General features: G+C 68.3%; 18 protein-coding genes. 10 read left to right on the top strand and 8 right to left on the bottom strand.

Features of this window, described 5'->3' with window-relative positions:
* The first annotated feature begins 355 nt into the window (after positions 1-355).
* Positions 356-1,030 (top strand): shikimate kinase, encoded by a 675-nt coding sequence (locus C4U03_RS16125; protein ID WP_103938601.1) that lies wholly within the window; start codon positions 356-358, stop codon positions 1,028-1,030.
* A gap of 222 nt (positions 1,031-1,252) precedes the next feature.
* Here C4U03_RS16125 and C4U03_RS16120 read toward each other — a convergent pair whose 3' ends face one another.
* Positions 1,253-2,500 carry a poly(ethylene terephthalate) hydrolase family protein gene (locus C4U03_RS16120; RefSeq protein WP_146087409.1) on the bottom strand — a complete coding sequence of 416 codons (1,248 nt, stop codon included), beginning with the start codon at positions 2,498-2,500 and terminating at the stop codon, positions 1,253-1,255.
* A gap of 714 nt (positions 2,501-3,214) precedes the next feature.
* Here C4U03_RS16120 and C4U03_RS39960 point away from each other — a divergent pair.
* Positions 3,215-3,721, top strand: a complete 507-nt coding sequence (locus C4U03_RS39960) for a hypothetical protein (protein ID WP_146087408.1) — start codon at positions 3,215-3,217, stop codon at positions 3,719-3,721.
* A gap of 57 nt (positions 3,722-3,778) precedes the next feature.
* Here C4U03_RS39960 and C4U03_RS42495 read toward each other — a convergent pair whose 3' ends face one another.
* From C4U03_RS42495 to C4U03_RS16090, 3 genes are all read right to left on the bottom strand, one after another.
* On the bottom strand, positions 3,779-4,021 hold the full coding sequence (locus C4U03_RS42495) for a DUF397 domain-containing protein (protein WP_103938840.1): 243 nt from the start codon (positions 4,019-4,021) through the stop codon (positions 3,779-3,781).
* A gap of 132 nt (positions 4,022-4,153) precedes the next feature.
* Complete coding sequence (locus C4U03_RS16095; RefSeq protein WP_200827268.1) at positions 4,154-4,768, bottom strand: hypothetical protein; 615 nt, start codon at positions 4,766-4,768, stop codon at positions 4,154-4,156.
* Between the two features lie 467 nt (positions 4,769-5,235).
* Positions 5,236-5,886: a hypothetical protein gene (locus C4U03_RS16090; RefSeq protein ID WP_103938596.1), complete on the bottom strand. Its 651-nt coding sequence runs from the start codon at positions 5,884-5,886 to the stop codon at positions 5,236-5,238.
* 410 nt (positions 5,887-6,296) lie between these two features.
* On the opposite strand from C4U03_RS16090, the gene C4U03_RS16085 reads away from it, so the two are divergent.
* From C4U03_RS16085 to C4U03_RS16070, 4 genes are read left to right on the top strand one after another with little or no spacing between them, the layout of a single operon-like run.
* Entirely contained in the window at positions 6,297-7,826 is a 1,530-nt protein-coding gene (locus C4U03_RS16085; protein WP_103938595.1) for a DUF2397 domain-containing protein, read from the top strand.
* Positions 7,823-8,965 (top strand): DUF2398 family protein, encoded by a 1,143-nt coding sequence (locus C4U03_RS16080; protein ID WP_103938594.1) that lies wholly within the window; start codon positions 7,823-7,825, stop codon positions 8,963-8,965. The genes C4U03_RS16085 and C4U03_RS16080 overlap by 4 nt, the downstream gene beginning before the upstream one ends.
* On the top strand, positions 8,962-13,101 hold the full coding sequence (locus C4U03_RS16075; RefSeq protein WP_160147013.1) for a TIGR02680 family protein: 4,140 nt from the start codon (positions 8,962-8,964) through the stop codon (positions 13,099-13,101). Before C4U03_RS16080 ends, C4U03_RS16075 begins: the two co-directional genes overlap by 4 nt.
* Entirely contained in the window at positions 13,091-14,284 is a 1,194-nt protein-coding gene (locus tag C4U03_RS16070; RefSeq protein ID WP_160147012.1) for a DUF2399 domain-containing protein, read from the top strand. Before C4U03_RS16075 ends, C4U03_RS16070 begins: the two co-directional genes overlap by 11 nt.
* Before the next feature lie 119 nt (positions 14,285-14,403).
* Here C4U03_RS16070 and C4U03_RS41150 read toward each other — a convergent pair whose 3' ends face one another.
* Entirely contained in the window at positions 14,404-15,117 is a 714-nt protein-coding gene (locus C4U03_RS41150) for a hypothetical protein (protein ID WP_200827267.1), read from the bottom strand.
* A gap of 207 nt (positions 15,118-15,324) precedes the next feature.
* Between C4U03_RS41150 and C4U03_RS16060 the strand changes: the two genes are divergently transcribed.
* Both C4U03_RS16060 and C4U03_RS16055 read left to right on the top strand, forming a co-directional pair.
* Positions 15,325-15,615, top strand: a complete 291-nt coding sequence (locus tag C4U03_RS16060) for a hypothetical protein (protein WP_103938592.1) — start codon at positions 15,325-15,327, stop codon at positions 15,613-15,615.
* 558 nt (positions 15,616-16,173) lie between these two features.
* On the top strand, positions 16,174-16,824 hold the full coding sequence (locus tag C4U03_RS16055; RefSeq protein WP_160147011.1) for a hypothetical protein: 651 nt from the start codon (positions 16,174-16,176) through the stop codon (positions 16,822-16,824).
* Between the two features lie 75 nt (positions 16,825-16,899).
* On the opposite strand, the gene C4U03_RS16050 is transcribed toward C4U03_RS16055, so the two are convergent.
* Both C4U03_RS16050 and C4U03_RS16045 read right to left on the bottom strand, forming a co-directional pair.
* Positions 16,900-17,100 carry a DUF397 domain-containing protein gene (locus C4U03_RS16050; RefSeq protein WP_103938590.1) on the bottom strand — a complete coding sequence of 67 codons (201 nt, stop codon included), beginning with the start codon at positions 17,098-17,100 and terminating at the stop codon, positions 16,900-16,902.
* A 2-nt stretch (positions 17,101-17,102) separates the two neighbouring features.
* Positions 17,103-17,978: a helix-turn-helix domain-containing protein gene (locus C4U03_RS16045; protein ID WP_103938589.1), complete on the bottom strand. Its 876-nt coding sequence runs from the start codon at positions 17,976-17,978 to the stop codon at positions 17,103-17,105.
* A gap of 444 nt (positions 17,979-18,422) precedes the next feature.
* On the opposite strand from C4U03_RS16045, the gene C4U03_RS41145 reads away from it, so the two are divergent.
* The gene (locus tag C4U03_RS41145) at positions 18,423-18,626 is read left to right on the top strand and encodes a VOC family protein (RefSeq protein WP_200827266.1); all 204 of its coding nucleotides are present in this window, start codon (positions 18,423-18,425) and stop codon (positions 18,624-18,626) included.
* 218 nt (positions 18,627-18,844) lie between these two features.
* On the opposite strand, the gene C4U03_RS16035 is transcribed toward C4U03_RS41145, so the two are convergent.
* Positions 18,845-19,324 carry a hypothetical protein gene (locus tag C4U03_RS16035; RefSeq protein WP_103938588.1) on the bottom strand — a complete coding sequence of 160 codons (480 nt, stop codon included), beginning with the start codon at positions 19,322-19,324 and terminating at the stop codon, positions 18,845-18,847.
* Between the two features lie 287 nt (positions 19,325-19,611).
* On the opposite strand from C4U03_RS16035, the gene C4U03_RS42970 reads away from it, so the two are divergent.
* The gene (locus tag C4U03_RS42970; RefSeq protein WP_146087424.1) at positions 19,612-19,827 is read left to right on the top strand and encodes a dihydrofolate reductase family protein; all 216 of its coding nucleotides are present in this window, start codon (positions 19,612-19,614) and stop codon (positions 19,825-19,827) included.
* Positions 19,828-19,960 lie beyond the last annotated feature (133 nt).

Genomic DNA, 19,960 nt, shown 5'->3' with positions numbered 1-19,960 from the left:
GGCGTGGTGAGGGCAGAATTCGGCCTCCCAGCATGCACCGTTCCAGCCCTCCACCGAGGCACTACGGCACACGAAACCCACCATCTCGCACCCCAAGCCCCCACCCCCGGCCAACCCAGGCGATCGTGAGTGCCACCCGTGCCACTGGGGCCAGCACGTCGCGAGCCGCGAGGCGGATTTCGATGGCACGGTGATGCAGCGGGCGGTGCCCGTCCAGAACCTGGCACAGCTCCTGGATGCCCCGCTCGACGGCCACCAGGCGGTGACCGGCGTTGCGGGCGTCGCGATCACAGAAGCGCAGGGCAGTGGCAGCGGGAATGTCCCGAGCCGGTGGGCACTCGACAGGAGCGAACGAATGCACTCTGCACCGAATGAAAGGACCTCCCCCGACGCCCGGCGGGAGCGGCTGCGCCACGTCCACTGGATCGGCGGCGGCAGCGGGTCCGGAAAATCCACCATCGCCCAGCACATCGCCGACCGGTACGGGATGCGCCTGTACGACACCGACGCGGTCATGCCCGACCACGCCCGCCGCATGTCCGTGGAACAAGCTCCTCACCTGGCCAGGTTCGCCGCCATGGACATGGACGAACGGTGGGTGGCCAGAAGCCCGCGCGAGATGCTCGACACCTTCCACTGGTTCCACGGCGAGGGATTCGACCTGATCATCGAAGACCTCCTCGCCCTCCCCGCCGACCGGCCGGTGATCGCCGAGGGATTCCGGCTGCTGCCCGGCCTTGTCCGCCCCCTGCTCGCCGACGTGAGCCACGCCGTGTGGCTGCTGCCGACTCCCCGATTCCGCCAGGCGGTCTTCGACAGCCGCGGCGGCCCGGCATGGGGATTCCTCGCCAAGACCAGCGCCCCACGGCAGGCACTGCGAAACCTGCTCCAGCGCGACGCACTGTTCACCGACCGCCTCACCGAGCAGACCCGTCATCTGGGCCTCCACGGCCTCAGAGTGGACTCCACGACCACCGAGGAAGACCTCGTACGGCAAGTCTCCGCACTGTTCGGCCTTGAAGACCCGTAACGCCCTCCATCACCAGAGCCGCGACTTCCGGCACCTGGTCGGTGTGCTCGAGGCCCCGCTCAGGGCACTGCGCACTGCGCCGCCGACCGGTCCCGTCTAGCAGTGCTCCATCCACGCGGACATCGGAGGGCCGAAGGCATGGGGGCTCGGCCAGGGCCCCGGCAAAGGCTGCGCCGCCCCGCCGGTATGTCGGCGGGGCGGCGCAGAGCGGTCACCGCAGTGTCACCAGTTCTTGTACGTGACGGCACCGAGGTTGCAGAAGGTGCAGGTGCGGCTCAGGAAGTTCTCCGTGCGGCGGAACTCTTCGTCGGCCAGGTGCCACCGCAGCCAAGCGGTGATGATGTGCTGCCCGTTGCGGGTGGCATAGATGTGGTCGGTGTTGTTGAGGATGTTGAACCACACCGGCACGCGAGTGTTGGTGTAGTCGCGCTCCATGTTCGAGGTGGCGAAGTCCTCGTCACCGCCGATGTAGAGGGTCGGCTTCCGGAGATTGCTCGGGCCGTTCCCGTCGAAGGAGCCGCCGGCCACGTGGACGGTGGTCGTCAGCCGCGGCTCGTCGGCCACGTCGAACGTGCCGATCGACCCGCGGGAGTGGCCGCCGAAGGCCACCTCGGCGGTGTCGAGGTCCTGGTACAGCGGGCTGCTCGGCGTGGAGTTCTGGGTCTGCAGCCAGTTGAGGGCGTTGACCATGTAGTCGCCGCTGCTGGAGGAGACCTCGCTGTAGACGACGAACCCGTGCGAGGCCCACTGGCGCAGCATGTCCTCATAGTCGGCGGGGGCGGACCCCGCGCCCGGCCCCCAAACGAAGATCGGGTGATCCACACCGTTCTGGCCGGCGTTCGTCGGATACACCAGCCACCCGCTGCCGCGAGGGCCGGCGGACCTGTTGATGGTCACCGCGTACGGCCCGGGCTTGGTGACGTCGGCCACCGGGGGCAGCGACCCGGTCGGGGGGTCGGGGTCCTCGCCGCCGGCGGCCTCGACGAGCACGTCGTCGACGGTCAGTGTCTCCAGGGCGCTGTTGGCGTCCAGCGAGAACCGCAGCCGCAGGTCGCGGCCATCGACTGAGGCCGGCAGGTTGAACGACGCCGCACCCGTGGCGGTGCGCGCCGATTCCAGCGTGATGAACGAGCCGCCGTCGACCGAGTAGGCCACGGTGAAGGCCTCGCCGAGGTCCAGTCCGGCCGCCGCCCGGGTGTACGACACCGTCACGCCGCTGTACCCGTCCAGGTCGATGGGCGCGGACGTCATGGATGGGTCGGAGAGCAGCGACCCGCTCAACCGGGCGCCGTACGTACCGGTCGTGACGGAACCGGAGGCGGTGAAGGTGCCGAGCCCGCTGGAAAAGTCCTCGCTGTAGACCGTGGTGGCGGCGGAGGCGGGGGTCGTGATGGCGCCGGCGGCGCCCATGGCCATGATGCCGACGGCCACTGCGCCGAATATTCGCAGGCGCCCGCTGATACGAGACATGTCGGATCCCTTCTGGCCGCGCCGATCGAACGTGTCGGCGCACCGTCGTGTCGGCTGCGGGAGTTGCGCCTGCTCCCGATCACCGCAGATCGTTTCAGAATCGGCCTATGCCGATTTAAGCGGGAACCTCGGAAGCGGGAATCAGGGAAATCACCGGTGTGAGCACCGGCCAGGGGCCTGCCCAAGGACGAGTTCGCCACCCTGCAGGAGGACTTGGTCGCTCAGCCCCGGTGGGTGATCGGCGGGAACTACGCCTCCAGAGCACCTCAGCCGACCAAAGAGAGGCGCCCAGCCAGGAGCTTTTGATGCTGTTCCGCTGCGCCGTCCTCGGCCTGTCGCCCCAGACCAGCGCGTTCCGGAGTGGATGCGTGGCGGCGTGGATAGCCTTCTGCGTTATGGGGCTTCCACCTTTGGACGAGCGGCGTGGTCGCCGGGTCCTTGCCGGGCTGGCGCGTAACCCTTCGGTTCCCGAGAAGGTGTTGCTCCGGCTGATCCACTCCTCGGCGGCTTGTGCGGTCGCGTCGCGCCGTGCGGACATCACCGAGGCGCTGGCGGGGGAGTTGCTGGGGTCGGAGGACGTGGAGGTCGCGTTACCTCGGCTGCAACACTCACCTTCCGACGGCCGTTCGCCGGCGGCTGGCCGCGCATCCCGATCCTGAGGTGCGAGCGACCGTGCCGCGTCGTGTGTCGTCCGGGAGCTGGTGAAGTCGGGTTGTGAGATCCCGGTCGACCTGCTGGAACAACTGGCGAACGATCCGGAGCCGGTGGATCGCCGCCAGGAGCAGCACCACCGTGCCGGGCGAGGAACTAGAACGGCTGGTCTGTGAGCATGGCGAAGACTTCTCGGTCAGTCCCCTGCTCGTGGAGCACCCGAACTTCCCACCGCAGGCATTTCTACGGCTGGCCGAATCGGACGAGCCGAGTATCCGGCACCTGGCCCTCAAAAACGACGACCTGCCGGCCACACTCGTCAGCGTGCTGGCCGTAGACCCCGCCCCGCACGTTCGCCGCGCCGCGGCCGAGCATCGCAACCTGCCGGTCTCCTGCCTGCCCGCACTGCTCACCGACGACGACCTGCAAGTGGTCGAAGCAGCCGGAGCCGCACCCGCCTTCCCCACTCCCTGGATGCACCAACTCCTCGACGCACATCCGAGCCGTCCTGACCGGAGCGGATCCAGCAGTAGTGGCCCTCGTGGGGGCGGTGTGGTGAGGCCGGTGTGAGGTTGCGGGCTCAGCCGAGCCTGATGGTGAGCCCGCATCTCTCGCGCTCGGCCGTGCTCATCGCCTGGGGTCGGCGGAGCGGATGGTCGATAGGAACGCGGCCCACTCCGGGCGGGTGAACTCTAGGGCGGGACCTGCGCCGTTCTGCTTGGTGTCACGTACTCCGATCGCGCCCATGTGGGAGATGCCCACTTCAACGCAGTCACCGTCGGGTGAGGTGCCCCGGGTCTTCCGGACAGTCCCGACGTCAGCCGGCTTGTTCTGGATGGACCTGCGCTGTGCGCGGTCAGAGACGTCCATCCAGAGCAGGGGCATGGCGCCGATGCGGTCCACGACAGGGTTCTCAAGTCCAGGGATCGCCACCGCAACGTGGACGGCGTGGTGGTCACCTTCTGGGCGTCGCCGACGAAGACCGGCGGATCGCCGCAGGGGTCACCACCTCGGATCGGGCTGGACGATCTCGGAGCCGCCGGTGTGCGGTGCGGGGACATAGCCGTCGGCGGGCTGGGGGAGCGCTTGCACGCATGCCGATGAGCAGGCGTTGACCAGCAGCGGCAGGACATCGGTTGCGACCCGCAGGGAGATCCACACCTGGTGGACTCCGCTAGGGCCGATGGGCTGGTCGCACACGCTGCACTTGTGGATGGCCGTGGCTCCCCGGACGCCGGGGTCGAGGTCGGTGTGGTCGAGGCCGTCGAGGGTGGCCGGTCCCGGCTGGAGGCGGGGGAACGGCGGGCGGAATTTGAAGTTGCCGTACAGCGAACGGGTGCTGACCGTGCTGCGAACCAGCTTCGGGCACCTGGTGAGCTCATAGGGGAACCAGTGCAGGCGGTGCGAGGTGTAGGGGCTGAACTCCTCCAGGCTGGTCATCGCCCCGATCTGTGGAGGCACTCGCACCAGGTTGCTGCCGTACAGCACCAGATGCTTGACCGCGGTCAGCTTGGCGATGGTCGGTGGCAACGTGATGATCTGTCGCCGCTCTTCCGGGCTCAACTCTGTCAACGGCTGGAAGACCTCGCGCCCGTCGTCGGCCGCCTCCTCGATCAACTCCAGCAGCCGCCGCCACCCCGGCGCCGAGGTGTCCTGACGCTCACCATGGAAGCGGACAGGGTTTTGCCTCCGCCCGGCCCGCGGGTCAAGGCATGCACAAAAGTCACGATCGGTTCCGCCGCCCGGGCCCACCGCATCGGCCCACCGATTGACCAGAAGCCTCGGCTTCTCCGCGTCCTCCATGGCACCAAGATACGGCCCGAACTGATCACAGGGCCCCAGATGCGCACGAAGCCACCGGTGATCCCGGCCCTGCGATCCGCTGACGTCACGCCGAGGCAGTGGCGGTCCCCCCATCTCTGCGAGCCCAGAAAGTGAAGCGACTCCGGGTGGCGGACCGCAGTGTCCGCCCAACTCGGGTCACTTGACGTAGCGACTTGATGACACTGCCGATGCTGTCGCCCGGGGATCTCATTCCCGCATTTCCGCCGTCCTGGTGACAGCGGAAATGCGGGGTGCGCGGATCAGTCGGTGATGTCGAGGACGGTGAAGGAAGCGCGGCCCCTGCCGAGAGGGATGCGGTCACCGATACGGGCGGTGCCGAGGGTCTTCCCGAGCGGGCGGTGCGGTGGAATGTTGTCGTAGCCCTCGATCTCGGTCACCGCGAGGACCCGAGTCTCTTCCTCGCCATCGTCATAGCGGAGATGGAAGAGACATCCGGGGGAGGCGATGTCGCAGCCTTCGGGGCGGCGGGGGAAGGCCGGCCAGGTCAGGATGGCGGTCAGCGCACGACGGCGGGCGTGGAGTCTGTCGTGGAGTTCATCCTGGCCGTCGGCGGCCGGGTTGGGCATCGTCTGGACGGTGAGCAGGTGGTCGATCGCGCGGATTTCAGCGCGGATCCGCTCGCCGGTGCTGCGGGTGACAAAGGCGCCGAGTCGGGCGGCGGCGGCCCGGTTGAAGCGCAGACCTCTGCGGCTGGCGAAGCCGCGCAAGATGTCACAGACCTCGGGCGAGTCGGCCTCGGCCGCATCCAGGCAGTAGGCCCGCCGTGATCTGTCCCAATGCAGGTTGATGGGCTGGGTGTATTCACGTAGCGCGCGGTTGTTCTCCCGGTTGTACGGGAAGTAGATCAGGATCTCATCATTGATCAGGTCAATCGCGTGCCGGTGGGGCATAGGCGGAACTCCTCGGCCGACTGCATGGACCCATCCATTATCTCACCAGTGGGTGACATTTTTGGGGCTCGTGTGGTGGCTGATGACGGCTGTGGATGCCGATGGAGCGATGGGTACTCTCCCGCCGGAGGCTCCCTGCGCCCGGACATCGGCGGTATTCGGTCAGCCGACGGCATCGGCGCTTGTCCGGCCTGCACGATGGAGTGATTCCTGCAGGTCGACAACCCAAGGAACGCACCGTACGCAGCGTCGACGCCGCCTACGATCAGGTAATCAAGACATACTCCGACTCCAGAATAGCCGCCTTGAGAGAGCCGCTGAAGGTGCTGGCCGGAACAGGTCAGTGATATGGCCGGCGCGATTCGGGAAGCCCCGCCGAGTGCGCGAGATCTCCCTGAGAATGGGATGCCATGGACGAGGCTGAGCTGCCCGAGGAGCAGGGGGAGGGCCCGGATCTGTGGGCGGGGGCGCTGCCCGGCCAGGTCATGGTCCCGGCCTATCTGGTGTCGCGGTATGCGGCCCAGTACCGGGTCATCGTGGACGTGCTGCTGGCGGCCATGGACACGAACCTGACCGGGATGTCCTACGACAAGGTGGCGCACGCGGTGACCGAACGAGTGCGTGCGCTGGCGGGAACGGACACCGCCGAGCGGCTGTTGGAGGGCTCGAACTTCGCGTTGGAGGCCAGGCTGGGCCGGCTGGTCGCCTGGAAGGTCGTCACCCGCTGGCAGGAACCGGCCCGCACCGGCGAGGACTTCCTGCGTCGCCGTGATCGTTACCAGCTCACCCCGCTGGCGGCCCGGCTGCACGCGTTCTGGGCGGAGACCGACGACGCCGATGACGAGGCCGCCGATCTCACGCTCGCTCCACGAGCGATCCACGACCGGCTCAAGGCTTTCACCGAAGCGATGGCCGAGGAACGGTACCCGGCTGCGGCAAGTGAATTCCAACAGGTCATCGCGCTGCATCACGCGATGGCGCGAGCCGCGCGGTCATGGCAGCGGACGCTGGCGCACAATCTGTCGGGAACACCGGACGAGGCCAAGCAGGAACAGGTGGGCCGCACCCTGCGGGCTTACATCGCCATGTGGGGAGAGCAGGTCGATGTCTACAGCCCACGCATCGCCGACATGGTCACACGGACCCCGTCGAGCGGGGCATGGCGTGCCTGCGCTCGTGGAGCACTGGCCGAGCACCCCGACGAGGAGATGGTGCAGGCACAGGCCGAACGCTGGGAACAGACCTGGCACGCGTTGCAGACATGGTTCTGCGGTCCCCAGGCACAAGCCCGAAGGCTGCGGCGGCAACTCCGTGATGTGATCAGCCCGTGGGCGCGCAACACGCACTTCCTGATGGAGGCCGGGGGTGTGGTGACCCGCCGGGCCGAACTGCTGGAGTTGGCCGCGGTGATCGAGCGCGCGCCGGACGAGACGACGGCCTGGAGGCTCTGGGACACCGCTTTGGGGGTCTTCTCCGCCCGGCACCTGCTCGTGCCTGCCGAGTCCTTGGAAGACGACACCGAAACCTGGGAGAGCGCCCCTCCTGCTCCAGTCCCGGCCAAGTTCCGCGAACAAGGGCACCGCGCGATGGTGGGTAGACGGCCGCGCCGGGCCGACTATGCGGCCGGCCGAGACGCCGCCCGCCGTGAGCGCGCGAAACTCGCCGCCGCCCGTGCCGCCGCCGAGGCGGCACTGCGCCGGCGCTCAGGGACCCGCCTGTCGCAGTGGCCCCGCTTGGACGGAGCCGAGCTGGACCTCCTGCTGGAGCTCATCGCGGCCGCCCGCCGTTCCGGCCCCGGCCATGAGGCCATCACCCAGGACGGACGATGGCGGGTGCGGCTCGGTGATCCCGCCGACCCGGCAGACGTGGCCACACTGATCGGCCCCGACGGACGCCTGGTCACCGTGGACTGGATGTTCGAACTTCAGCCCGCCTCATGACCCGGCAGCATCTGGACGAGCGACGGCAGGCGTTCACCGGGCTGCTCGCGCAACCGGTGATCGGCCGAGGCTCCCTGCTGTGGCCGGTGGTGCGCAAGCACCGACCAGTGCTCACCGAATGGTTCGCCGACCGGCTCGGATATCGGCTCGTCATGTCCGGGGAAGCCGCACGGTTGTACCGGCTTCCGCTGGACAGCTCGGTCATCGCGCCACCTCGCCTGCACGGCCCACCCCGGCGCAGCCTGGTGCTGGCGTTGCTCGCCGCAGCCTGTGCCGAGGACACCGACGACCTCACCACGGTGCAGGAACTGTCGGACCGTGTCCGAGCCCTCGCCGCTCGAGAAGAGGCACCGGTCGCGCCCTACGAACCGGACAAGTTCGCCGAACGACAGCTGTTCGTCAAGGCGATCGACCTGCTGGTCGAGCTCGGCGTCCTCGCCCCCACGGGCCGTGCGGGGGAGGAGATGCTCACCGGCTGGGCTCGTCGCGAAGACGAGATCGGCGGGGCCTACCAGGTACGGCGTGAGCTGCTGCTGCGCCTGATCGACCCGGAGAGCCTTGCGGCCGCGGTCGGCCGGCGGACCGCAGCCCCCACGGTCGAGGACCACCGGCGCTTCACGATCATGAGACGGCTGCTGGAGCTGCCGGTCTGTCTGATGGAGGACCTGACCGAGCCGGAACGCGCCTACCTGACCTCACAACGGTCACGCATTCTCGGCTGGTGCCAGGAGATGACCGGCTGGGCGGCCGAGCAGCGCCGAGAAGGCATCGCGCTCATCCCGGACGGCGACACTGGCACGGACCGGCCGTTCCCGCGGGTGAAGGCCGACCACTTCGGCGCCCTCATGATCCTCGACCACCTGCTCCGCTCCGGGACCGGCGGGGAAGCGGCAGGAAGGATCGTCGACGTCTCGCAGATCGCCGGTGCGGCAGCCGAAGTGGTGGCCTGCCATCCGAAGGCCATGACCACGGCGTTCAAAGAGGACCCGGGCCGGCTCGCCGACGCCGCGATCATCATCCTCGCCGAGTTGGACCTCCTGCGCCCCGAGATGGACGCCTGGCGGGTGATGCCGCCCGCCGCCCGTTTCCGCGATCCCGAGGTACGCGCCGCACAGCAGCGGATCGAAGGAGAAGAGTGAACCCCGAAGCCTGGCTCGCCGCCGCCCGCACCGGTGGAGTACCCGAACCGGCACGTGAACGCTGGCAGCCGCTGCGGGTCGGTGTCGTCAACCTGTGGGAGTACGACGACGCGGAGTTCTGGTACGCCGACGGGCGGCTGGTACTGCGCGGGGGCAACGGCGCCGGCAAGACCAAGCTGCTGGAACTCACCACGCTGCTTCTGCTGCGCGGAGAGATCGCGCCCCCGGTGCTCGACCCGTTCGGCTCCCAGCACCGCACCATGCGGTTCAACCTGCTGCCCACTGGTGAGGAGGACGACCCTCGCCCGATGGCCGACAACGGCCTGGGGTACGCCTGGGCCGAGTACGGGCGCCTCACCGCGGAGGGAACGCCCGAATATCTGGTCTGCGGCCTGGGAGCTTCGGCCCGCAGGGGGAGCGGTACCGAGCCGGTGAAGAGATGGATGTTCCTCACCACGCGACGACCAGGCCCCGATCTGGTGCTCGCCCCGGCGGCGGGTCCGCTGGACGAGAAGGAACTGCGCAAGGAGGCCGGGGTCCGTGTCTATGACAACGCGGCCCGCTACCGCACGGACCTGGCCGCCGAGCTCTTCGAGCTGGACCCCACCGGTTACGACAACCTGACCGAGCTGCTCAAGCAGCTACGCCGCCCCAAACTCGGGGAACGGCTCAACCCCCGAGAGCTGGAACGGACCCTGCGGGACGCGCTGCCCCGCCTGGCCGCGAACGAGGTCACTCAGCTCGCCGAAGGCTGGGACCGGCTGGAGGAACTGCGCCGTAGCGTCGAGCAGATGGAGACCGCCGCCACTGCCGTGGCACGGTTCACCCGCGGTCCGTGGCGACGGTGGGCACAGATCGTGGTGCGGCGCCGCTCCGACGCACTGGCCTCGGCGACCACCCGCCTCGACAACACCACCAAACAGCGGCGGCGGGCCGAGGAGAAACTCACTGCGGCCCGTCACGACGTCAAGGTGACCGAGGGAGAGCTCAGGAAGAGCAGGGAACTGCTGGGGGACCGGCGAGCGGAACTGCGCGAGCTGATCGACAGCAGCGCCTACCAGGACGCGGTGGCGGCGACCGAACGCGCCGAGTCCCTGCGGCAGGTGGCCGATCGGGAGGCCGAGCTCGTCGAGGGAGCGCAGACCGCAGCCGCACGCCTTGCCGGGCGGCTCGCCGAGGCCGCGCATGTGCTGACGGACGCCCGCCGGGAACACGCCGAGGCCGCCGAACAGGCGGCGGAAAGCGCCGAGCATCTTCGCAAAGCGGCCGATGACACTGGGATCGACGCGGAGCCGTTCCTGCGGGGCCGGGACCTGGCCGGGCTGCGGGTCGCGCACGCGGCACGGACCGAACGGCTCGACCACCTGACGACTCTGCATCGCGTCTGGCGGGACGCCCGCACAAGGGCGGACCAACTCGCCCAGATCCTCGAGGACCGACGGCAGGCGGTGCACGGGCTGGAAGGGGAGGCTCAAGAGGCCGATGACGCAGTACGTACGGCCGCCGCCACGCTGGAAGAGGAGCTCACCACATGGTCCGCCACACTGCGGGCCGCCCCCTGCACTGAAAGGGATCTCCTCTACTGGCAGGACCGGATCCCTGAGGCGGCCCAGAGCAGATCGTCTCTGCTGACGGCGGCGCTACACGATCACCTTGATGCGGCACGGTCCCATCTGCAGGAGCAACGAGCCGAACAGCGGTCCAGCCGTACCAGGCTGACCGAACGGCGGACCACCCTTGAAGCCGAGCTGGAACGTGTCCGCCACACTGCGGAGGAGCCACCACCACCGCCTGTGCTCTGGACGCGCCGCAGGCGCCCGACCGGCGATGACGCCGTAGGTGCGCCCTTGTGGGCCTGCGTCCGGCCCCGAGACGGGCTGGCATCCGAAGATCTCGACCGGCTTGAGGCGGTGCTCGCAGCCGCCGGTCTGCTGGATGCCTGGCTGACTCCGAACGGTGACCTGGTGACCGGCCCGGACACCATGATCACCATAGCTCCCGCCGTGGCGCGCAACCTCACCGAGATCCTTGGGCCCACCCCGGCCGGTGGGGTCACCGCTGACCGGATCTCCGCAGTGCTGAGGGGCATCGGCTGGCATCCGGCACGGCCTCCCGAGACGGCTGAGGAGATATGGCTCGCCGCAGACGGCAGCTGGCGCCATGGCTCGCTCACCGGATCGGCCGAATCGCCCCAGCCCGCCTCTTATCTCGGGGCCACCGCACGAGAGCAGGCCCGGCAGCGCACGATCACCCGACTGGAGGGGGAGCTGGCTCAGCTCCAGGCCGAGCTTGAGGCCAACCAACGCCTGCTCAACGACACCGACGAAACACTGCGGCGCCTCGCCCAGGAGGCCGAAGCCGCCCCCAGCGAGGCTGAGCTTGTGCGAGCGGTCGCGTTCGCAGATGCGACACATACACAGCTGGATAGAGCACGCGGCAAACTCTCCGTCGTACAGAAGCAGCATGCGGACGCCGCCCGCGAACGAGACTCGGCTTGGGCGCAGGTCGCGAGCTACGCGGCCGAGCACGCCTTTCCACTGGAGGATCTCGGACCTCTGCGCCATGCGTTGGGAGAGCTGCGCGTCGCGATCGACCGGCACAACGCCGACCTGAAGCTGCTCGGCGTACGCCAAGTTCACGTCGAACGCGCCGAACAAGAACACGGCAAGGCCGCACACGACTCCGAACGCGCTGATGGAGAGCTGGCCGATGCCCACAAACGGGCCAGGCACGCCGAGATCGCTGCGCGGACCGCCTACGAGGCCTTGAGCACCGGGCACCAGGACCAGTTGAAACGCCGCGCCGAGCTCGACACGCAGGCAACGGAGCTGGAACGGAAGGTCGAAGACCTCGGTGAGCGGCTCACCGAGCTGCGAGTGGCGGAGAACTCCGCGGTGGCGGTCCTCGAGAAACACGAGCAGGCCCGGCGGACTGCGGCAGCGGAAAGGGAGGCGGCGGCCGCAGCATGGTGGGTCGCCGCAGACCGTGGGTTGGTGGCCCCGCTCGGGGTGGCCGTTCCGGACAGTCGCGCGGTAGAGGCGACGCTGGATGCGGCCCGCACGGTCCGCCGTGAGATCGAGGTCGCCGCCGACGCCGTCGACCAGGACAAGGCATGGCGGCGGTGCTTTGCGGAACTGCAAAAGCTACGGCAGGTCCTGCTGCCGAACCGTGACGGCACCGTCCGAGAGGAGGAGGACGGCGACCTGCCGCGCGTGGTGATCCTGGCCGACCAGTCCGCCGGCTGGGTCCCGCCGGAGACCGCGGATGGGACGCTCGCCGCACAGGTGCTCGCCCAACGGGAGCGGTTCGACGCCGAACAGCAACAGGTGCTGAGCAGGCTTCTCGGCTCGGCCTTCATCGAACACCTCAAAGAACGCCTCGACTACACCGAGTCGGTGTTCACCCGCATCAACGACCGCCTGGCCAAGCATCCCACTCGCCAGGGCCACACTCTGCGACTGGAGTGGCAGGCCGACCCGTCCGATATCGACGCCGGGCGAGTGATCGAGGCGCTCCGGCAGGGCTACGAGCACATGGCCCCGGCCAGACAGGACATGATCCGCGAATTCCTGCGGCGCAAGGTCGAGCAGGCACGCGAGGACGCTCTCTCCGAAGGCGTCGCCGACTGGCAGGACCACCTGGCGCGCGCCCTCGACTACCGGTCGTGGCTCCGCATCCAACTGCGCTACAAGCCCGGTCCGGCCGGTCGCTGGCGTCCCTTCGACGCCGCCCGACACGGCTCCAAGTCCGGTGGAGAGAAGGTGGTGCTGCTCTCACAGCCCCTCTTCGCGGCGGCCGTGGTCGCCTACGACGCGGCGGGCCCGCACGCACCTCGTCCCGTGTGGCTGGACGAGGCCATGACCGGGGTGGACACCGAGGTGAAGGCGAGCTTCATGGGGCTCACCGTGGAACTCGACCTCGACGTGATGATCACCGCGCACGACGAGTGGTGCCGGTACGCCACCGTGCCCGCCGCCGCGGTCTACGACCTGGCCCGCCAGAAACACTTGCCCGGTGTGGACGCTCTCCCGCATCTGTGGTGCGGCGGGGAATGGGTCGTGCTGGAAGAGACCCAGGCCATCCGCCCCACCTCAACCGACTCGCTACAGGAGGAGGGAACGCTCTTTGCGTCATGAGACCCCCGAGTCCACCGAGGATGAACCCGCACCGCCGACCGAGTTGCCCGCCAGCCTGGCCTCTTGGGCACGGCTGCCCGGTCCCGCAAAAGTCATCGAAGCGATCCGAGAACGAGCCGCGCGTGGCCACTCCACCGACAAGGGCACCTTGCGTCTGAACCTGGACGCCGATGAACGGCGCCAGGTGGCCCGCTTGGTGGGCAATTCCTGGAACGTGTCCGGCCGACCCGTACGACTGCAGGACCTGTCTGCAGCCCTCGACGGGGTGAGCCCGCTGCAACTCGCCGAACTCGCCTGCGGACCGGTGACCGTCCGGGCCAAGGCGAGGGCCGAGCGGGCCGCCCGGCACACCGCACGTGCGGCATCCGTCCGAGCCGCACTGGAGTCCGCCGGGGTGGCCGCTCATCATGCGGAGACCTGGCAGTCGGAGAATCCGCGTGCCGTCGAACTCGGTGAGAAGGTCGCTCGTGTCTGGCATGCACTGTCCGGTGAGCCGATCCACCTGACCCGGCTCGCCACCGAGGTGTGCGGGAACGCCCACGCCCTCGACGGTGATCAGGCGCTGGGCAGAGCCGTGGCCCGGCTTGCGGCGGTGGTGCACGATCTGGAACGCCCCCAGCGGGCCGGCCCGACCTGGCGGACCGCCTGGCGCGCGGTCGGCGTACTGTGCAACGAGGTCTCCTCCCGTGTCCTGGTGCTCAACCTGCCGCTGGCCGGGTCCGCCCCCGCAGTGGCCCTGACGGCAGCCGCACCCGGTGAACCGGTTTGGCTGACCCTGCGCTCCCTGACCGGCAGGTGGAGACCTACCTCCCCGCAGCCGGTGTACGTCTGTGAGAACCCGACGATCGTCGAGGCCGCCGCAGACCGCCATGGCGCACGCTGCGCCCCTCTCGTCTGTACCGACGGCGTCGCCGCCGCAGCGGCAATGACGCTGATCGGTGCTCTTGCCTCGGCCGGATGCACCGTCCACGCCCGCGCCGACTTCGACCGGGTCGGCCTCGGCATCGTGGACCGGCTTCGCACCGTCGCCCCGAGCTTGCAACCCTGGCGGTTCGACCTCACTTCCTACAGGGCTGCCGGCGGCACAACAGCCATAGGAGATCTGGCGGCGGCAGCCGCCGCACATCCCGTCCACGAGGAGGCGCTGCTTCCGGTACTGCTGGATGATCTGGCCCGAAGATGAACAGGACTTCCCGGCTGAGGATGGAACTGGCGATATCGGCGTGACCATCGCCTACCGCCCATGAACACGGTCTCCTCGTCCGGAGGCTCCTTGTCGACTACCGGGGTCCGTCTTGTTGCTCAGTGACGGCGCTGTACGTCGAGACAGCCGACTTCCGGGGAAACGCCGTACGGTTCGATGTGGGTCTTCGTGCCGGTGACGTTGCCGAACAGGCATAGCCGGCCGCCCAGCACCCGCAGGTCGAGGGTGAACACCACGCTCTGGCCCGAGGGTTGCGGGCCGTGGAGCCGCTCGTCGATGTAGCCGAGGCTGCGCAGGATCTTTTCGACGTGCTGCGACGTCGGGCCGGGGGCGCTCTTGAGGGCCTTGGTGATGCGGCGGGCGTGGATGCGGGCCTCGCACTTCTCCGCGGAGCTCAGCTCCACCTCCTTCATGGCGGTCTGCCGATCCCGGGGTTTCCCTGGGGATGGCGGCCCGTCCGGGACGGTCAGCTCGGGCAGGGGTGCGGTAGGCGGTCTTGCCGGCCCCGGCTCCTTAGGCGGTTCTGGGGCTGGGAGGTCCTTCAGGCACGGCTCGGCCAGGGAGCTGAGGAGTTCCATGAACGCCAGGAATTCGGGCCCCTCGGATTCCTCGGCCTCGGTAGGGGAGGGTGCGGCCGAGGCGACCTCGCCCTGGTCATGAGGCCCGGTCTTCTGGTCCTTGCCGTTCGCCCAGTCAGTGCCGCATGCGGCGAGAGCGAGCGCGCACAGCGCCGCCAGCACCGCGCCGCGCCGGACACGGGAGGGTCGCCGTACACGACCGATGCGAGGGTCTTCCCCGGAAAGCCGACTCATGATCGCAGTGTGGGCGCGAGCAGTGGACCTGGCCCTGAGTACGGCTACTCAGAGCCAGACCTCCGCGTACTCAACTCCACTCTTCTCCGAGGAAGAGGCGTGGTTCATTGCGGACCTTCCAGACGTCGGGGCGGTCGGCCAGCGGTTGCGTCCACGGTGGTGGTATGTGAGTTGCCGCTGGTCAACAGGCATGGGATTGACTGAGTGATGACCTCCGGCTTCGTCCGCCTCGGCCTTCATCGGTACGTCCCGGAGTCGGCTTCGGAGAGCCCGCCGCCACCCCTGATCGAAGAGAGCCCCGGTCAGGAAAGCGAAGTCGTTCTCGGGGAGGAACTCATGCGCCTCCTGGTCCTGCGTGAACTCCGCCGTCGGCTCCACTTGAGCGAACTTGTGCTGCTCGGCGTACGCCAACAGCGCGTTGACGACGGCGGTGTGAAGCTCGGAGTCATCCTGGGGCTGCACATCGGCGGGAACGGGGCCGACGTCGGAAACGAGTGAGGGACTTCTCGTTCGGTGGGCTGAGAACGCAGACAGTCCCAGGCCACGGCGCGGAGAAGCGCGTGCCGGGTCCTTCTCCGTCAGACTGCTGTGCGGAGATGCGCCAGGCCATGCCCGAAAGGCTTCGTAGGTGCGAGGGGTCGGCGACCTCCAGCGTCTCCCTGTTCACCGCAATCCCCGCCGAGGACATCGAGCGGCTCGGTGGCATCAGCGAGGACGCCTGACCGACGGAGCCGGCCCGGCCGACCTTACGGGAACCGCGGGAAGATCCACGTCTCCCGCTATCTCCGCTCGCCAGTAGGCGATAACCCCGAGTGGCCTGGTCGGTGAGGAAAGCACAACAAGGAACGAGCGCAGGTCGTTGACCGTCGCGCGAAACAGGTCGCGCTGACCACCGGTGCGCCGGCCCGGGCTGATTCGTGGATGTCGATGGGGTTGAATAGCGCTCCCACCTGCGACGATGTTCTGTTTTCCCGATCGTTTGGACCTGCGCGGAGGGCCTGGTCATCGGGGTTCGCGGCTTCCTCTCCCAAGAACCTTCCTGCATAATTCTTGGTCGTGCTCGCCCGACAGTACGGATATGCCGTCACCCCCCGGCCCGCTGCACAGATGACCCCATGGGCCCTCGCCGAAATTCTCGCGTCCAGCGGATACCGGTTCCCGCCCTGGACCGTGCTGACCGCGCTCCCGCCTCTCATCCTGGTCATCGTGCTCACCAGCCCCGCGCTGCTCAGTGGCGCCCTCGGCTTCCCAGGACTCTTCCTGTGGATGGGACTGACCGGTGGTGGAAGCGGTCTCATCCTGGCGCTATGGGCGGGGCTGATAGAGCGTCGACGGCGCACCCGGAACATGGCCACGATGATCCAGCGGGAACCCTGGCAGGCGTGGCCCTGCCGGGCCGAGAGCACGCACCAGAGCCGGAGCCACGTCGTCACCCGCGTGTCCCTGCTGGCTCCCGATCACAGTGTCGCCGCACAGCACACGGTCAGGTTCCGTATGGAAACCTGGCAGGCCATGACGGACGGCTACGGGGTACTGCTGTTCGCAGGAGACCTGCGCTTTGCCAGCGTCATCGCCGACCCACGCACCCGGCGGACCTACCTCACCAGCCCGACCCAGGAGGACGCGGCCGAGCGCGAAGGCCCGAGGAGCTCGGCGGTCGAAGACGAACTGACCCGTCAGGCAATCGGCTGGATCTTCTCGCAATAGCCTCGCCGGCCGGTGTGAGGTTGCAGGTTCAGCCCAGCCTGATGGTGAGCCCGCATCTCTCGCACTCGGCCGTGCTCATCGCCTGGGGTCGGCCGAGCGGATGGCCGATAGGAACGCGGCCCACTCCGGGCGGGTGAACTCCAGGACGGGGCCTGTGCCGTCCTGCTTAGTGTCACGTACTCCGATCGCGCCCATGTGGGAGATGCCTACTTCAACGCAGTCGCCGTTGGGGGCGCTGTGGCTTGACTTGCGCCAGCGCGCGTACTTGATGGACATGCTTACGATCCTGCCATCTTGGCAAGTCGATTGGCTGCCTCCTCCAGGAACGTAAGGCTGCTGACGGCCGAGAGGGATGCGTCACGGAGCCGCTGGTACAACTCGATGTACCGCGCCACTTCGGTTGTGGCGGTGTGCACTACGTCGGTGTTGACCGTGTCGGCGATCGCCATCGTCGGGTCGTTCGGATCGGGGAACGTGTAGATCGCAAACGTTGATCGTGCCAGGAAGCCGCCCTCAATGCGTGCATCCATGGGCAGGACGTGGACGGTGAGCCGAGGCTCGTAGGACGCGGTTTCCACCAGGTGCAGAAGCTGGGCGCTCATGACCTCGGGAGCGACGGCCAGACGCCGCATGACGAACTCGTCCAAGATCAGTTCGTATGTCAGTCCTTCAGGGCCGAATGCGGCCTTCCGGCGTTGCAGACGTGCTTTGATCATGCGTTCCGGGCTGTAGTCCAGCGGTCCGTCGGCCTTGTCGAGCTCGACGAGCGCCATGGTGAACTCGGGAGTCTGCAAGATCCCCGGGATGCCGAACTGGTTGTAACCACGGATGCTCTTGGCGCCGGACTCGATGTCGGCGTACATGCGTTGGCGGTCGCCCATGGCGGCGCCGTATCTGTCCCACCAGCCGCGTTCGGCGGCGTCCCGGGCGATGGTGACCACCTCGTGCCACTTGTCGCCGGTGACGTCGAGCAGGTCCAGGATCTTCATGACCAGGGCCAGGTCGGGGCGCAGATGGCCGTTCTCCAGCTTGGAGACCTTCGGCCGCGACTGGTACAGCAGCCGCGACAACTCGTCGGCGGTCATTCCGCGTTCCTCGCGCAGCGCGCGCAGTTCGGCGGCCAGCCGGAGCCGGCGGACGAAAGGGCTGGGCACCGGTGACCTCCCAAGATCGGACCGGGGGAGTGATGAGGGTCGGGCGGGGCCGAGAACCAACATGCCTACTCACAGCTACCACGTGGAATCTAAGAGTGTCATCAAGATCGGTGTGCCTACCTGGCGTGCCCTGGCCGTCCACGGCCGGTGGGCCGACGTTCAAAAACAGAACGTTCGGTTCCTGAACATTTCCCGGAAGGGTGAGTGATCGCCTGTCCTCAGGTTCCTCGCGGAGACCTGGGCCGTCTTCCTCCGGTGAGTTCCAGTCACGGGAGTGGTCTAAGTTCCGAAACGGCTGAGGAGAGTGGTCCGAGTGGACTTGTACAGCATCATGCCGGTGAGTGATCGGACCAAGGCACTGGAGTGGTTCGAGGCGTTCTTCGGGCGCGCGGCGGACGGGTCATCGGCGAGGAATACCTGTGGCAGGTCGGTGAGAACGCGTGGGTGGTCGTCGACGACCGGGCCGAGCGGGCAGGCGGTGCCATGATCACGCTCGGTGTGACCGACCTCGATGACATCCTGGCCCGCCTCGCCGTGCACGGCATCGGCCACGAACCGGTGGAGACCTACGGCAACGGTGTGCGCCATGTCGTCGTGCGGGATCCCGACGGGAACAGCCTGTCGCTCGCCCAGGCACCTGCCCAGTAGGTCGCAGATCGGGGGATACGGGACGGGGTCGCGGGTGTCGGTGGCCCGTTACTCGTCCTGGCGCCGCCGCTTGAGCCGTTCTTGCCAGTTCTGCGGCTGGACAGCGTTGACCGCCCCGACCTTCTGGGGCCAGGGGATCCGTTCCTCCGACCGGGGGTGCGGTGGAACTGCATGAGCGAAAGGCGGGCCGCAGTCCCGCACATTCCCGCCACAAGCCCCTAGCGGGACCTGTCAGGGCAGTCGGCTCCGGTCCAGGCGGCGGTCAGGTCGTCGGCCGCCACGACCATCGTTCCGCCCCAGAACTCGATCTCGTGCAGGCAGCCGCCCTGGTGCGGCAGCACCTCGTCCAGCACCACGTCGAACGTCGTGCTGACCGGGTCGGAGACCACGGCGAGGTCCGTGTGGAGGCTGCGCAGACCCGCGTAGCGGATCGTCAGGTCCTCCTCGTGTTTCCAGCAGTTGTGCCGAAAGAACAGCTCCAGCGCATTCGCCTCCGGGTCCCAGGCCTGGGAACGCAGCTTCAGGTCCTTGACGCACCGCTGCCCGTGGAAGTCGTAATGCCCCGGGTCGGTGGCGAACTCCCGCGCCCCCGGCGGCAACTCGGGGGCCAGTTCCGGCAGCCGTTCCAGGTAGGCGCGGGGGTCGATGAGCGGTTCCCCTTGGTCGTCGGTGAAGCGAACGAAACGCACCCGGCCCATCCAAGCCACCACCGCCGGGTCGTGGCAAACGGCTGACCCGCCGCCCGTGGGCGGGAGCGAGGCGGGCTGAGCGTATTCCACGCCCTCGTCACGCCTCACCAGACGGGCACACTCCCGTTGACCTGGGCTTTTTCTGGCTTATCTTGGCTGCTCCCCTTGGAGAGGCGTGGTGGGAGGGCCGGCCGGCGGCCTGTTCGGTGCGGGCGCGGGCCTGGGCCAGGCGGTAGGAGCCGGTACTGCTGACGGTGATCACGCCGTGGGGCGAGCATGACTAGAGTCGTCCACCGATACGGCGAGATGCAGACGGCACCCTCCAACTCGGCGGCCCCGAGCTGGCCGCCTGCCTGCTGGACCTGATCGACGAGTTCTGGGTGCATGCGTTCCCCGTGATCATCGGAGGTGGCAAACCGTACCTGCCCGTGAGGAAAGAACTACGGCTGCGCCTGGTCGAGCACCGCTCCTTCGCCTCGGGAACCACGTTCCGACGCTACGTACGCTCCTGACCGACGAGGAGCCCACCCCCGCACGGGCACACCCACGAGGAACCCAGTAGCCGCAGGCCCGCGCGCCCCCAAACGAAGTGCCGCCCGCGACACTGAACCCGTAACCCTTCGGCACCACCGCGCACAGGTCCGC

This window comes from Thermomonospora echinospora (assembly GCF_900108175.1).
GTDB classification, from domain to species: domain Bacteria; phylum Actinomycetota; class Actinomycetes; order Streptosporangiales; family Streptosporangiaceae; genus Thermomonospora; species Thermomonospora echinospora.
Note: the sequence above shows the minus strand (reverse complement) of the source record. Positions and strands in the feature narration are given on the sequence as shown.

Coding starts and splice junctions, on each gene's coding strand:
- C4U03_RS41150 (WP_200827267.1), bottom strand. CDS start 15,117: ATGAGTCGGCTTTCCGGGGAAGACCCTCGCATCGGTCGTGTACGGCGA.
- C4U03_RS16085 (WP_103938595.1), top strand. CDS start 6,297: ATGGACGAGGCTGAGCTGCCCGAGGAGCAGGGGGAGGGCCCGGATCTG.
- C4U03_RS16125 (WP_103938601.1), top strand. CDS start 356: ATGCACTCTGCACCGAATGAAAGGACCTCCCCCGACGCCCGGCGGGAG.
- C4U03_RS16060 (WP_103938592.1), top strand. CDS start 15,325: ATGACCTCCGGCTTCGTCCGCCTCGGCCTTCATCGGTACGTCCCGGAG.
- C4U03_RS16120 (WP_146087409.1), bottom strand. CDS start 2,500: ATGTCTCGTATCAGCGGGCGCCTGCGAATATTCGGCGCAGTGGCCGTC.
- C4U03_RS16090 (WP_103938596.1), bottom strand. CDS start 5,886: ATGCCCCACCGGCACGCGATTGACCTGATCAATGATGAGATCCTGATC.
- C4U03_RS42495 (WP_103938840.1), bottom strand. CDS start 4,021: ATGGACGTCTCTGACCGCGCACAGCGCAGGTCCATCCAGAACAAGCCG.
- C4U03_RS16035 (WP_103938588.1), bottom strand. CDS start 19,324: ATGGGCCGGGTGCGTTTCGTTCGCTTCACCGACGACCAAGGGGAACCG.
- C4U03_RS16080 (WP_103938594.1), top strand. CDS start 7,823: ATGACCCGGCAGCATCTGGACGAGCGACGGCAGGCGTTCACCGGGCTG.
- C4U03_RS16050 (WP_103938590.1), bottom strand. CDS start 17,100: ATGTCCATCAAGTACGCGCGCTGGCGCAAGTCAAGCCACAGCGCCCCC.